Source organism: Candidatus Tisiphia endosymbiont of Nemotelus uliginosus, from assembly GCF_964264755.1.
Classification (GTDB): domain Bacteria; phylum Pseudomonadota; class Alphaproteobacteria; order Rickettsiales; family Rickettsiaceae; genus Tisiphia.
The window spans coordinates 1,142,663-1,156,173 of the sequence record NZ_OZ183481.1; the positions used below are offsets into that span (position 1 = coordinate 1,142,663).

General features: G+C 35.1%; 14 protein-coding genes and 1 tRNA gene. All 15 read right to left on the reverse strand.

Features of this window, described 5'->3' with window-relative positions; genetic code table 11:
* Positions 1 to 336: 336 nt before the first annotated feature.
* On the reverse strand, positions 337 to 4,443 hold the full coding sequence (gene rpoB, locus ACFELW_RS05800) for a DNA-directed RNA polymerase subunit beta (RefSeq protein ID WP_375329916.1): 4,107 nt from the start codon (positions 4,441 to 4,443) through the stop codon (positions 337 to 339).
* Positions 4,444 to 5,361: 918 nt separating this feature from the next.
* Positions 5,362 to 5,484 carry a palindromic element RPE2 domain-containing protein gene (locus ACFELW_RS05805; protein ID WP_375329917.1) on the reverse strand — a complete coding sequence of 41 codons (123 nt, stop codon included), beginning with the start codon at positions 5,482 to 5,484 and terminating at the stop codon, positions 5,362 to 5,364.
* 22 nt (positions 5,485 to 5,506) lie between these two features.
* Complete coding sequence (gene rplL, locus ACFELW_RS05810) at positions 5,507 to 5,875, reverse strand: 50S ribosomal protein L7/L12 (protein WP_375329918.1); 369 nt, start codon at positions 5,873 to 5,875, stop codon at positions 5,507 to 5,509.
* Between the two features lie 32 nt (positions 5,876 to 5,907).
* A complete protein-coding gene (rplJ, locus tag ACFELW_RS05815; protein WP_341752976.1) occupies positions 5,908 to 6,417 on the reverse strand; it encodes a 50S ribosomal protein L10 in 510 nt (169 codons plus the stop codon).
* Positions 6,418 to 6,438: 21 nt separating this feature from the next.
* On the reverse strand, positions 6,439 to 7,167 hold the full coding sequence (gene rplA / locus ACFELW_RS05820; protein WP_375329919.1) for a 50S ribosomal protein L1: 729 nt from the start codon (positions 7,165 to 7,167) through the stop codon (positions 6,439 to 6,441).
* 3 nt (positions 7,168 to 7,170) lie between these two features.
* A complete protein-coding gene (gene rplK / locus ACFELW_RS05825) occupies positions 7,171 to 7,605 on the reverse strand; it encodes a 50S ribosomal protein L11 (protein ID WP_341759347.1) in 435 nt (144 codons plus the stop codon).
* Positions 7,606 to 7,618: 13 nt separating this feature from the next.
* Positions 7,619 to 7,837 (reverse strand): palindromic element RPE1 domain-containing protein, encoded by a 219-nt coding sequence (locus tag ACFELW_RS05830; RefSeq protein WP_375329920.1) that lies wholly within the window; start codon positions 7,835 to 7,837, stop codon positions 7,619 to 7,621.
* A 143-nt stretch (positions 7,838 to 7,980) separates the two neighbouring features.
* On the reverse strand, positions 7,981 to 8,511 hold the full coding sequence (nusG, locus tag ACFELW_RS05835) for a transcription termination/antitermination protein NusG (protein ID WP_375329921.1): 531 nt from the start codon (positions 8,509 to 8,511) through the stop codon (positions 7,981 to 7,983).
* Positions 8,512 to 8,531: 20 nt separating this feature from the next.
* The gene (gene secE / locus ACFELW_RS05840; protein ID WP_341751060.1) at positions 8,532 to 8,732 is read right to left on the reverse strand and encodes a preprotein translocase subunit SecE; all 201 of its coding nucleotides are present in this window, start codon (positions 8,730 to 8,732) and stop codon (positions 8,532 to 8,534) included.
* 21 nt (positions 8,733 to 8,753) lie between these two features.
* Positions 8,754 to 8,829, reverse strand: a tRNA-Trp gene (locus ACFELW_RS05845).
* A 211-nt stretch (positions 8,830 to 9,040) separates the two neighbouring features.
* Positions 9,041 to 11,116 (reverse strand): elongation factor G, encoded by a 2,076-nt coding sequence (fusA, locus tag ACFELW_RS05850; protein ID WP_375329922.1) that lies wholly within the window; start codon positions 11,114 to 11,116, stop codon positions 9,041 to 9,043.
* An 18-nt stretch (positions 11,117 to 11,134) separates the two neighbouring features.
* Positions 11,135 to 11,614: a 30S ribosomal protein S7 gene (gene rpsG, locus ACFELW_RS05855; RefSeq protein WP_341749677.1), complete on the reverse strand. Its 480-nt coding sequence runs from the start codon at positions 11,612 to 11,614 to the stop codon at positions 11,135 to 11,137.
* Between the two features lie 19 nt (positions 11,615 to 11,633).
* Positions 11,634 to 12,020, reverse strand: a complete 387-nt coding sequence (gene rpsL / locus ACFELW_RS05860) for a 30S ribosomal protein S12 (protein WP_341748806.1) — start codon at positions 12,018 to 12,020, stop codon at positions 11,634 to 11,636.
* Positions 12,021 to 12,210: 190 nt separating this feature from the next.
* The gene (locus tag ACFELW_RS05865) at positions 12,211 to 12,948 is read right to left on the reverse strand and encodes an RNA methyltransferase (protein WP_375329923.1); all 738 of its coding nucleotides are present in this window, start codon (positions 12,946 to 12,948) and stop codon (positions 12,211 to 12,213) included.
* A gap of 34 nt (positions 12,949 to 12,982) precedes the next feature.
* Positions 12,983 to 13,453 (reverse strand): crossover junction endodeoxyribonuclease RuvC, encoded by a 471-nt coding sequence (ruvC, locus tag ACFELW_RS05870; protein WP_375329924.1) that lies wholly within the window; start codon positions 13,451 to 13,453, stop codon positions 12,983 to 12,985.
* Between the last annotated feature and the right edge of the window lie 58 nt (positions 13,454 to 13,511).

Sequence of the window (13,511 nt, forward strand, 5' to 3'; positions counted from 1 at the left end):
TAAATTCTGTTATATCTATAACATATAGCAGATTTTTATGATCCACTAATAGCCATTTTCATTATTTTTACAGTATTGGTAATTTTTTGTAAGCATTCACGGTTTTTTTGCTATTTTCTTATAATAAATAAAAAATATGCTTGCCAAACGTCATTGCGAGGAGACATAGCCTACGAAGCAATCCAGTCCTGGTCATTTTTTGGATTGCCGCGTCGCCGCAAAGCAGCTCCTCGCAATGACGTCTTGTACTTTAACTTTTTTTTCTGTGAACGCTCACCATTTTTTTATCCTTTACCTCAGTCTTATATTTTTAAATGCCATACGTAAGGTGAGTTTTTAATCTGCTGTAGTATCTTCAAGCTTCACATTCAAACATAAGGATCTAAACTCTTTGATCATTACGTTAAATGACTCAGGGATACCAGATTCAAAATTATTATCACCTCGAACAATCGATTCATAAATTTTAATTCTACCAACCACATCGTCCGATTTTACAGTTAACATTTCTTGTAACGTATAAGCAGCACCATAAGCTTGCAAGCCCCAACATTCCATTTCCCCAAATCTCTGACCACCAAAATGCGATTTACCACCTAATGGTTGTTGAGTTACCAAACTATAAGGACCGATAGAACGAGCATGAATTTTATCATCAGCTAAATGGTGCAGTTTTAGGAAATATTTATAGCCAACTGTAACAGTACGATCAAAATACTCTCCTGTTCTACCATCAATTAACTTAATTTGACCAGATGGATCTTGATCTGCCATAGCTAGCATTTCTTTTACGTTCTCAACCTTTGCCCCATCAAAAACCGGAGTTGAAAAATATACCCCCTTATCGATATTATGACAAAATGCCATAATATCTTCATTGGACATTTGCTTTATATCTTTTGTCGTTGAATTCTCGCCATATACCTTCGATACAAAAGATTTAAACTCTTCTATATCAAGATTATTGTTATGAACTTGCTTCAACATAGAAGATATTTTTTTACCAAGATTTACTGCCGCCCAACCAAGATGAGTCTCTAAAATCTGTCCTATATTCATCCGTGAAGGTAAACCAAGTGGGTTAAGAACTATATCAACTACTGTACCATCTTCTAAAAATGGCATATCTTCTTCTGGCATAATACGGGAGATCACACCCTTATTCCCATGTCTTCCCGCCATTTTATCTCCAGGTTGCAGCTTATGTTTAGTCGCAATAAATACTTTCACAACTTTAAGTACACCTTGCGGTAAGTCATCGCCACTTTGTAATTTTTCTACTTTACTACTAAAACGCTTATTGAGCCTGTCTTTCTTTTCATCATAATGACGTTTAATTTGTTCAATTTCATTCATTACATCAGTATCTTCAACAATCAACTGCCAAAACTGTCCTTTTGATAATGATTTAAGAATTTGATCGCTAATTAATTGACCGTACTTTACGGATTTAGGGCCACTAACAACTATTTGTCCTATTAGAATCTTCTCTAAACGCATAAAAACAAAATGCTCTATGATTCGAAGTTCATCATCTCTATCTTTTGATAATTTTTCAATTTGTTGTTTTTCAATAGCTATAGCACGCTCATCTTTTTCTACTCCCCTACGGGAAAATACTCGTACCTCTACAACCGTACCAGTGATTCCAGAAGGAACGCGTAAAGAGGAGTCCCGAACATCCGAAGCCTTTTCTCCAAAAATAGCTCGGAGTAATTTTTCTTCTGGAGTCATAGGTGACTCACTTTTAGGAGTAACCTTACCCACCAAAATATCACCTGGTTTTACTTCTGCCCCAACATATACTATACCTACTTCGTCAAGGTGACGTAAACTTTCATCACTAACATTTGGAATATCACGAGTGATTTCTTCAGGACCAAGTCTGGTATCTCGAGCAATTATTTCAAATTCTTCAATATGAATTGAAGTATAAACATCATCTTTTACAATACGTTCTGATATTAAAATCGAATCTTCAAAATTATAACCACTCCATGGTAGAAAAGCCACTAGAACATTCCTACCAAGAGCTATCTCTCCATTATCGGTGCTTGGTCCATCAGCAATTACTTCACCTTTTACTACATAATCACCAACATTAATTAATGGTTTTTGATTAATACAAGTATTATGGTTAGACCTTTGAAATTTTAATAAATTATAAATGTCTACACCAGGTGAACCATCTGTTTTCTGTTCTTTAGTTCTCACTACTATTCTAGTTGAATCAACTTGTTCTACTATTCCATCATGTAAGGCTACAACTGAAACTCCAGAATCTTGGGCAACAATTCCTTCAATACCAGTACCAACTAAAGGGGCATCACTTCTAATAAGTGGTACAGCTTGACGTTGCATGTTTGATCCCATCAATGCTCTATTAGCATCATCATTTTCCAAAAATGGAATAAGTGATGCAGCAACAGAAACAACTTGCATCGGGGTAACGTCAATATAATCTATTTCTGCAGGGGTAAGCATAACAAAATTACCGCCATCAATCCGGCAATTAATTAACTCTTCCTGCAACAAACCTTTTTGATCGGTAGCTGCATTAGCTTGAGCAATTTTATATTTCCCTTCTTCAATAGCTGACAAGTAAACAACTTCATCAGTTACACGACCATCTACAACTTTTCGATAAGGAGTTTCAATGAAACCATGTTTATTAACCCTAGCATAAGTAGCCATGGAATTAATCAAACCGATATTCTGTCCTTCTGGTGTTTCGATTGGGCAAATACGTCCATAATGGGTAGGGTGAACGTCCCTTACTTCAAATCCAGCTCTCTCCCTACTAATTCCACCAGGTCCTAAAGCTGATAATCTTCTCTTATGAGTTATTTCTGATAATGGATTAGTTTGATCCATAAACTGAGAAAGTTGTGAAGTACTAAAAAATTCTTTTACTACAGAAACTAAAACTTTTGAATTTACTAAATCATGAGGCATAACCGCATCAAGATCAACCACGGACATTCTTTCAAGTACTGACTTCTCCATACGAACAAGACCAATCCTAAATTGATTCTCAATTAGTTCACCAACTGACCTAACTCTTCTGTTACCAAGGTGATCAATATCATCTATCGAACCTTTACCATCTTTTAGATCTACTAAAACCTTAAGAATATGTTTTATATCTTCAATAGTTAAAATAACTGTAGACTCTGGTATATTAAGTTCCAATCTTGAATTCATTTTAATACGACCAACTTCCGAAAGATCATATCTTTCAGGCTCAAAGAATAAATTATTAAATAATATCTTAGCAGCTTCAATGTTAGCCGGTTCTCCTGGTCTTAATACCCTAAATATGTCGATCAATGCTGATTCATAATTTTGGTTTTTATCAGCAAATAAGGTATTTCTTATGTAAGGACCTGATTGAGTATTGATAGCAAGTACGTCGACAGACGAAATTCCAAGAGTCATAATAGAATTTAACATATCTATTGTGATCATTTCGCCAATGGTAGCTAGTACCTCACCATTATCTGGATTAACAAGATCATGTGCTAAATATTTACCTACCAAATACTCCCCTTCTACCAAAATATTTTTCACTCCATCTTGAGCAAACTTCTTAGCCAAACGAGGAGTAATCTTTTGCCCAGATGCCAGTATGATATTACCAGTATCTGCATCTACTAAATCAGTAACTAGCCTATGAGCATTTACAGATTCTGGTATAAATTTCGTTGCCCAGCATCCATCCTTGGTAAAACATGTTACCGTATCATAGTAGAATTTTATAATTTCATTAGTAGACATTCCAATAGCTCTAAGCAGAGTAGTAACATAAAGCTTTCTTTTCCTATCTATTCTAAAGTACATAACATCTTTAGCATCAAATTCAAAATCTAACCATGATCCTCTATATGGTATAACCCTAGCAGAATACAAAAACTTGCCTGAAGAGTGAACTTTGCCTTCATCATGATAGAAGAATACACCAGGCGACCTATGCATCTGTGATACTACCACTCTTTCTGTACCATTAATAACAAAGGTACCATTTTTGGTCATCAGGGGAATATCCCCCATATAAACTTCTTGTTCTTTAATGCCTTTAATTTCTCTTGCTCCAGTATCTTCGTCAATATCCCAAATACTTAATCTTAATGTAACTTTAAGGGGAGCAGCATAACTAAGACCTCTTTGTGTACACTCCTCAACATCATATTTAGGATTATCAAATTCATATTTAGCAAATTCTAAATAGGCAATATTAGAGGGATCATGAATCGGGAAAATTGAACTTAATACTGATTGTAATCCTTTGTTTTCTCGCTCAAAGTCTTTAACTCCAAATTGTAAAAAACCTTTTTCATAAGAATTTTTCTGAACCTCAATCAAATTTGGTATAGATGCTACCAAATTTATGTGACCAAAATTCTTTCTTATACGTTTACCAATTGATAAGGACTGCGTTGTCATATAATCTCCCGATTCATTATCTATATCTTAACACGAGTTACCAATATATATATAATTGGTAACTCGGCTATAATCTTGAAAAAATAGACTTGTTATTGTGAACAAAGTTTCTGTCATAACTTTTTGTCATATTTTTGATAAAAATTGTAACTTTCAATAATTTTTGTTTTGAAACCAAACAAAAAGCCACTTAAAGAACTCAATTTAGAAGTAATGTATGTTCGAATTATTTGGAGAATTGGCATATAAAACAAAAAAGAAATCTGACATATGCATATTCAGAACAAAAGCCCATGCACAGTTTATAGTTTTACGAAACCAATTCTCTAATTATTCAAGCTTTAAATTATTCAAGCATAATCTCAAATTAGTTTTATTTTTGCTAAATAGTATGAATAAATTTTTTAAATTAATAGGCTCTGTGAAGCTAAAATGCATAAATCTGTTGCAAATCTTCAGCTGATTTAGAATTTTGAATAAACAAATGCCAAATTCTCCCATGACAAAAAATATCCGCCCTAGGAGTTTAATAGCTTTTTGTTTATATTTTTGTATAAAATGCAATAGTTTTTGCAGGCACGAAAGTATATTTAGCACCACAATTCTTAAGCAAAATAGAACATCACACAACAAGTTTATTCCCATTATCAACAATACAAACCTAGATTTAGTACTAAAAACGCTAAATATATCAATGTATACTCCAATAATTTAAAGAATTAGAGTATACATATAGTCAATTAACCTGAATTAGTGTCGAATAAGCACCCATCGTACGTCTATTAGCGAGAAGGCGTAAGCCTCCGAAACAATCCATTTTAATAGTTTTTTTTGGATTGCATCAATGCCACTAAAGTGTCTCCTCGCAATGACGCTGAGGCTAAATACTAATCGGATTTATAACGTTACCAATTCAAGTTATTCACTATAGTCAATTGATGAGAAGTTGGGGATGTTGTCGCTCAATGCTCGCCTATTACTTATAGGCGTTGCTCCATCGTTCCTAGCCCCAAATGCTCCTGAATCGACCATAATTCTCATAAAATAACTGATATTATGAAAATTATTTTAATTCAACTTTTGCTCCAACTGCTTCTAATTTTTCTTTAAAGCTTTCAGCTTCTTCTTTATTTACACCAGATTTAATCGTTTTTGGGGCAGCATCAACTAATTCTTTAGCTTCTTTCAAGCCAAGACCAGTAAGCTCTCTAGTGACCTTAATTACTTCTATTTTTTTATCACCACTACTAACCAAAACAACTTCAAAGGCTGTCTTTTCAGCTACTGCTTCTGATGCGGCAGGAGCTGCGGCTACTGCTACAGGAGCAGCAGCTGTTACACCCCATTTTTCTTCTAGCATTTTTGAAAGCTCTGCTGCTTGAATTACTGTAAGAGTTGATAATTGATCTACGATTTTTACTAGGTCTGTCATAATTTTCTTCCTTTTAAAACTTTTTTATTAAATTAACTTTTATTTGCATAAGCTTGCAAAACTCTAGCAAGTCCAGATGCAGGAGCTTGTATAACTCCAGCAATTTTAGTTGCAGGAGCCTGTAGAACCCCAATAATTTTACCTCTAAGCTCGTCCAATGAAGGCAATTTTGCCAGTTGTTGTACAGAATTGACATCTAATACTTGATTATTTACTAAACCACCAACTATTTTCAAACATTCATTAGCTTTTGCAAATTCTACGATAAGTTTTGCAGCTTCAACAAGGTCTTCAGAATATGCTAACGCTGTAGGACCAGCAAACAAATGTGTAATATTATCAATACCAGCCTTATTGGCTGCTATTTTTGATAAAGTATTTTTAACTACTTTGAATCCCACATTTTTTGCTTTAAGAGACCTACGTAGCGTAGTCACTTGACTAACAGTAAGTCCATGATAATGAGTAATTATCACGGAGTTTGACCGCTTATACACTTCTTCAAGTTCTACGACAAACTCATGTTTCTCTGATCTTAACACCTTAACTCTCCCTGTCGTGTTTTACGATATAGTTGCTAAATCTATTTTTACTGATGGTCCCATAGTAGAAGATAGATATATTGCTTTTAAATAATTTCCTTTAGCACCAGAAGGCTTTGCTTTAACTACAGCAGATATCAAGGTTGATGCATTATTTACTAAATCTTGTTTAGTAAATGATAATTTACCAACTCCAGCATGAATAATACCAGCCTTTTCAACCCTATACTCTACTTGACCACTTTTGGCATTTTTAATTGCCGTTACGATATCTGTAGTTACCGTGCCAAGTTTTGGATTAGGCATTAAGCCCTTTGGCCCAAGAATTCTTGCCACCGAACCTATTGCTGACATCATATTTGGTGTTGCAATACAAACGTCAAAATTAATTTTCCCAGCCTTAATATCATCGATAATCTCTGTAGAACCAGCCATATCTGCTCCAGCGGCTTTAGCTTCTTCTATCTGTTCATCCTTACAAATCACTGCAACTCTACTAACTTTACCGGTACCAGCTGGCAATGCCACAACACCACGCACCATTTGATCCGAATGTTTAGGATCTACCCCTAGTTTCATTACCACTTCCAAAGTAGAATCAAATTTAGTATAGGATGCCGACTGCAAAGCTTCTATTCCTTCTGCTAAAGTACGGTTGCTAGCCAGTTCTATATTCTTTCTCGCTGCCCGTATTTTTTTACCACCAGTTAACTTTCTATTATTCACAGCATCATTTTTATCAACTATCATATATTAATCTCCTACTACTTCAAGCCCCATAGATTCAGCAGTACCACGAATAATTTTAGCGGCAGCTATTAAATTATCAGCATTAAGATCCACCATCTTAATTTTGGCAATTTCCATACAATCTGACATGGTAACCTTACCAACAAATGCCTCTTTTTTAGTAGCACTAGAACCTTTAGGAATTTTAGCAAATTGTTTTAAATAATACGATGCCGGGGAAGTCTTGGTTACAAAAGTAAAACTATTATCCTCGTAAGCAGTAATTATAACTGGAATAGGCATCCCTGGTTCAACGTCTTGAGTAGCAGCATTAAACGCCTTACAAAACTCCATAATATTAAGCTTCTTTTGCCCAAGGGTAGAACCAATAGGTGGAGCTGGATTAGCCTTACCTGCTGGCACCGTTAACTTAATATAACATTTTATTTTTTTTGACATTATAATCCTATCTTTATTCATTCAATACCAATTGGTAATTATCTAATAATAATTTACTAATTAGTCTATTAGACCTCTTGCAAAACTCTACTTCTGCTGGTAATTTGGACAATGATGCGGTACTCGAATCCTCACGTACATTAAAGTACGCTGCGGTTCTGCGTTCCGCGTCTCCTCCAAATTCCTCAGCATAAGCGAGTTTTGCAAGAGGTCTATTATTTACCTTACACATGGCATTTAAAAGCCATAGGGAAAATAACTTAACGTCATTGCGAGACCATGTAATGGTCAAAGCAATCCATTTCTAAGCATTTTCCTAGACTGCTTTGTCGGCTTCCGCCTCCTCGCAATGACACCTAAAGCTTACAACACCCTCTAATTATTCTTCTTAACTTGCGTAAAATTTAATTCTATAGGAGTTGCTTTACCAAAAATAGATATAGACACACGCAATTTATTTTTGTCATAATCAATTTCTTCTATAACTCCTGTGAAAGTCTCAAATGGACCGTCAGTAACAATTATCGCTTCACCAATTTCATATAAATTTGAAACCCTAGCATCTTTAGTTTCAGATTCAAGCTTACTAAAAATATTTTGTATTTCTTTTTCACTAAGAGCTTGAGGAGTACTTTTACTACCTAAGAAACCTGTAACTTTAGTAACACTTTTTACCAAATGCCAAGCATCATCTGTCATCTTCATTTTAACAAAAATATAACCAGGCATAAATTTCTTTTCAGTCTTAACGTTCTTACCACTTTTAACTTCAGGTACTTCAATAACCGGAACAATGATATCTTCAAAAGATTCCGACATACCTTGCTTGGCAATTTGATCAAGAATCATTTGCTTTACACGCTTTTCTGACCCCGATAATGTATGAATAACGTACCACTGCACCACAATTTCCCTAAACTTATTCTTTATTTCCCAATATTAAGTAAAACCTGCATTATGCTATGTATACCGTAGTCTAATACTAAACAAATTATACTAAAAATAAATACAGCCACCACTACTATAATAGTTGAAGTAATCAATTCCTTCTTACCAAGCCAAACAATTTTATAAACTTCTTGCTTTACTTGCTCATAAAATTTGTAGACTCTATTTTCCTTTAACATATTATACGAACTCATTATATTTGGCAGGAGCGACAGGAATTGAACCCGCAACCTTCGGTTTTGGAGACCGACGCTCTACCAATTGAGCTACACTCCTATCACATTTTCATTAAGAAATCAAACTATTTCTTAATGAATTATAATCACAGCAATTTAAAAGCCGTAGAAAAACAGTCAACGTCATTGCGAAACCACACAAATAGGTCGAAGCAATCCTTTCTAACTATTTTCCTACAATCTTTAAACTACCATAAATTATAATATCACATCATATATGTTCCACTAATACTTTAATGTGAAAAATATTTTTATTTTTTACCTTTAATAGTCTCAGCTACCTGTAACGGCACTTGCTCATAATGAGAGAAAACCATACTATATTGAGATCTGCCTTGTGATAAAGAACGCAAAGTACTAACATAACCAAACATTTCAGCTAAAGGCACATTGGCAGTTATAACTTGTGCATTACCTCGTGGATCCATGCTTTGCATTTGTCCTCTACGACTATTTAGGTCTCCAATAATATCACCCATATATTCATTTGGAGTAATTACTTCCACTTTCATAATTGGTTCAAGTAATTTTGGATTACCTTTTGGCATACCTTCCCTAAAAGCAGCCTTGGTAGCTATTTCAAACGCTAGTACACTTGAATCCACATCATGGAATGCTCCATCTATCAAAGTTGCTTTGAAATCAATCATTGGATAACCAGCAACTACCCCTGTATCCTTAATATTATTTAAACCCTTCTCAACGCCAGGAATAAATTCCTTTGGTATAGCTCCACCAACAATTTTGCTTTCAAAAGCAAATCCTTCCCCAGCTTCTTGAGGTTCAAATATTATTTTGACCCGTGCAAACTGTCCAGCTCCACCAGATTGTTTTTTATGTGTGTAGTCAATCTCACAACGCTTAGTAATTGTCTCACGATAAGCTACTTGTGGAGCTCCAACATTCACCTCAACTTTAAACTCACGTTTCATACGATCAACCATGATCTCTAAATGCAGCTCGCCCATACCTTTAATAACAGTCTGACCGCTTTCTTGATCAGTCGACACTCTAAAAGATGGATCTTCAGCAGCTAACCTAGACAATGCCATTCCCATTTTTTCTTGATCAGCAGTTGATTTTGGTTCTACGGCTAGTTCAATAACTGGTTCAGGAAATTCCATTCTCTCTAAAATAACCTGCTTATCCGCACCACACAAAGTATCACCAGTAGTTGTATTCTTAAGACCAGCCAGGGCAACAATATCTCCTGCTAAAGCTTCTTTAACATCTTCCCTTTCATTAGCATGCATAAGCAGCATTCTGCCTACTCGTTCTTTTTGATTCTTTACCGTATTAATCACAGTAGCACCAGAACTAATCTTACCAGAGTAAATTCTAACAAATGTAAGAGATCCAACAAATGGATCAGTCATTACTTTAAATGCTAAAGCAGCAAGAGGTTCAGACGTTGAGATTTTAAAGTCTTTTTCTTCTCCAGAATCAACCTCTATTCCCCTAACGATTCCAATATCAACCGGTGAAGGTAGATAATCAACAACTGCATCTAGCAAGGGTTGCACACCTTTATTTTTAAAAGCACTACCACATAATACTGGGAAAAAAGCTCTATCAATTGTTCCTTTCCTTATTGCTGATTTAATTTTTTCTTCCGTAAACTCTTCAGCTGACAAATATTTTTCCATCAAATGATCGTCAATTTCAGCAACCATTTCAACAAGCAAAGCCCGATATTCTTCAGCTTTTTCTAGCATATCACTAGGAATATCTCCGTATGAATATTCAGCACCAAGAGATTCATCTTTCCAAATTATTGCCTTCATCTTAACTAGGTCAATAACCCCTTTAAAATTTTCTTCAATACCAACTGGCAACTGAATTACTAGAGGTTTTGCCCCAAGACGATCTTTGATCATTTCCACGCATTGGTAAAAATTAGCACCCATTCTGTCCATCTTATTGACAAAACACATTCTAGGTACTCCATATTTATCAGCCTGTCTCCATACTATCTCTGATTGCGGTTCAACACCAGCCACACCATCAAATACTGCTACCGCCCCATCAAGAACCCGCAGAGATCTTTCTACTTCGATAGTAAAATCTACGTGACCTGGTGTATCAATAATATTAATTCTCTTATTTTGCCAGTAACAGGTAGTAGCAGCAGAAGTAATGGTAATACCACGCTCTTGCTCCTGTTCCATCCAATCCATGGTAGCACCACCTTCATGGACTTCACCAATCTTATGTGATTTACCAGTATAGAAAAGAATACGCTCGGTTGTAGTAGTTTTACCAGCGTCAATATGAGCACAAATCCCGATATTACGAGTATTAGCAAGAGAAAATTCCGTAGTTGACATATAACTTAATTACCTTGGTTACGATTTTTTAGGACTAAAATGAGCAAAAGCTTTGTTAGCTTCAGCCATTTTATGAGTGTCCTCTCTCTTTTTAATAGCAACTCCTCTACTATTTGACGCTTCAAATAATTCCTCTGCTAACTTGTCAATCATCATTTTTTCAGAACGTTTATTGGCTGCATTAATAATCCAACGTGATGCAAGTGCATACCCTCTTCTTTCATCGACAGGAGAAGGAACCTGATAATTTGCCCCTCCCACCCGTACTGAAGTAACTTCAAGATACGGCTTAACATTATTCATTGCATTATTGAAAGTTTCATAAGGATCTACCTTATGCTTTTTCTCTATCTTACTAAAAGCAGAATATACTATTCTTTCAGCTAGAGCTTTCTTCCCTTCTTTCATAATATTATTAATGAACCTAGCAAGCAGAGGGCTATTATACTTCATATCAGGCAAGACAACCCTTCTCTCTGCGGCATGACGACGTGACATCTTATCTCTCTATTTCAAATTATTTTTTTACAGCTTGCTGTTTTGCTGACGTACCATAACGTGAGCGTCCTTGTTTACGATTTTTTACACCCTGAGTATCATAAGCACCACGTACTATATGGTACTTAACACCTGGAAGATCAGGAACCCTTCCCCCTCTTACCAATACTGTTGAGTGTTCTTGTAAATTATGACCTTCACCAGGTATATAAGCATTGACATACTGCCCATTACTTAAGCGAACACGTGCCATCTTACGAAGAGCAGAGTTAGGCTTCTTAGGAGTGACAGTTTTCACTATTACACAAACACCTTTCAAAAATGGATTGGATTCTAAAGCCGGGGATTTTGTTCTACGAACCTTCGACTTTCTTCCAAAACGTACTAATTGATTATTTGTTGGCATCCAATACTCCAAAATTATTTCTTTTGACTCTTAATCTATCAATTTTTGAAATGATAAGAATATATAATAATCCTTAAAGCTACGGAAAAACTATATAATCTACCACTTTCACTATTAAGAGGCAACAGGTGGAACTATAGCTAATTTTTTTATAAAAGCAAAGAGTTTTTAACAAACCTCGCTATATTAGCTATTTTTGTGAACTTAAAGTTGCAATTATCCCCCTTAAAGTTTGCAGTTCTGCACTAGATAATTTATCTATACGTGTAAAAATATTCATAATATTTTGCGTCATATGTAATTTCTTCTCAGGAACTTTAAAAAAATTCTTATTATTTAATTCAGTAAATAAATGTTCAAAAAAATATCCTAATTCACCTCTTGACGCTAACTCCTGTTCATTACTAACATTTACTCTCGACTGTTTACTACGAAACAACTCATAACATATAATAATTACCGACTGGGCAATATTCAGAGAGCTAAAATCTCCGGTATTAATATTAATAATCTTATGGGCATAAGTAATCTCCCTATTTTGCAAACCACAATTTTCACGACCAAACATAATACCTACCTTAAGACCTGCCGGACAATCTTGACTTAAATTCTCTGATAGAACATAATCTTTATTGATATTACGTGATGCTACAGTTGTTGCATATAAATAATCAATATCCTCGATACTGGCTTCTAAACTATCATAAATCTTAGCATCATCTATGATATCTATCGCCGATACCGCCACACTACGTGCCTGTTTGTTTGGCCAACCATCTCTAGGCGTAACAATTCTCAACTCTGAAGCATTAAAATTTTTCATTGCTCTGGCAGTGGCACCAATATTCTCCCCCATTTGAGGCTCTACTAAAATAATAATTGGCATACTCAAATCTTTTGAGCCTGGATGTTTTTGATTTCGTGACATATTCTAATACTTAATTATATTATATATTAATTTTTCAAACTTTTGGGGTACAAGCAAAGCAAACATAGGCTACCGCAAGAGCATCTGCTTCATCAAAGTTACTAATAGCAACTGCCCCTGGTAGTAAAAGCTTAATCATTTGCAAAACCTGATTTTTTTCAGCGTGTCCATATCCCACTACTGATTTCTTAATAACATTAGGTTTAAATTCTCGAAAAGCAACATCATATCCTCCAATAAGTGACATAACCGCCCCTCTAGCATATCCCAATTTCAAAGATGATACACTATTCATATTAACAAAAGTCTCCTCCATCGCAACAATAACAGGTTGATGTTGCGTTATTACCTTTTGCAAGGATGCCGTAATGAAAGCTAACCTTTTATGCATCAGCTCACTTGATTTAGTCTTTATCACCCCGCTAGCTAAATATTTCAGAGGATTAGTATCAATTACTCCCCATCCCATACCAGCTAAAGATGGGTCAATTCCTAGTATAACCAAAATTACTCTCCCACTAATAGATTTTTATAAAAAATTATTTAATTCTTCAAATTATTTG

Bases quoted from the DNA above. Each gene is read 5' to 3' on its own strand.
- ACFELW_RS05830 (WP_375329920.1), bottom strand. From the start codon at position 7,837: ATGTGTAAGGTAAATAATAGACCTCTTGCAAAACTCGCTTATGCTGAG.
- rpsG (WP_341749677.1), bottom strand. From the start codon at position 11,614: ATGTCACGTCGTCATGCCGCAGAGAGAAGGGTTGTCTTGCCTGATATG.
- ACFELW_RS05805 (WP_375329917.1), bottom strand. From the start codon at position 5,484: ATGAGAATTATGGTCGATTCAGGAGCATTTGGGGCTAGGAACGATGGA.
- rpoB (WP_375329916.1), bottom strand. From the start codon at position 4,443: ATGACAACGCAGTCCTTATCAATTGGTAAACGTATAAGAAAGAATTTT.
- rplL (WP_375329918.1), bottom strand. From the start codon at position 5,875: ATGACAGACCTAGTAAAAATCGTAGATCAATTATCAACTCTTACAGTA.
- ACFELW_RS05865 (WP_375329923.1), bottom strand. From the start codon at position 12,948: ATGTCACGAAATCAAAAACATCCAGGCTCAAAAGATTTGAGTATGCCA.
- fusA (WP_375329922.1), bottom strand. From the start codon at position 11,116: ATGTCAACTACGGAATTTTCTCTTGCTAATACTCGTAATATCGGGATT.
- rplA (WP_375329919.1), bottom strand. From the start codon at position 7,167: ATGATAGTTGATAAAAATGATGCTGTGAATAATAGAAAGTTAACTGGT.
- rplK (WP_341759347.1), bottom strand. From the start codon at position 7,605: ATGTCAAAAAAAATAAAATGTTATATTAAGTTAACGGTGCCAGCAGGT.
- secE (WP_341751060.1), bottom strand. From the start codon at position 8,732: ATGTTAAAGGAAAATAGAGTCTACAAATTTTATGAGCAAGTAAAGCAA.
- rpsL (WP_341748806.1), bottom strand. From the start codon at position 12,020: ATGCCAACAAATAATCAATTAGTACGTTTTGGAAGAAAGTCGAAGGTT.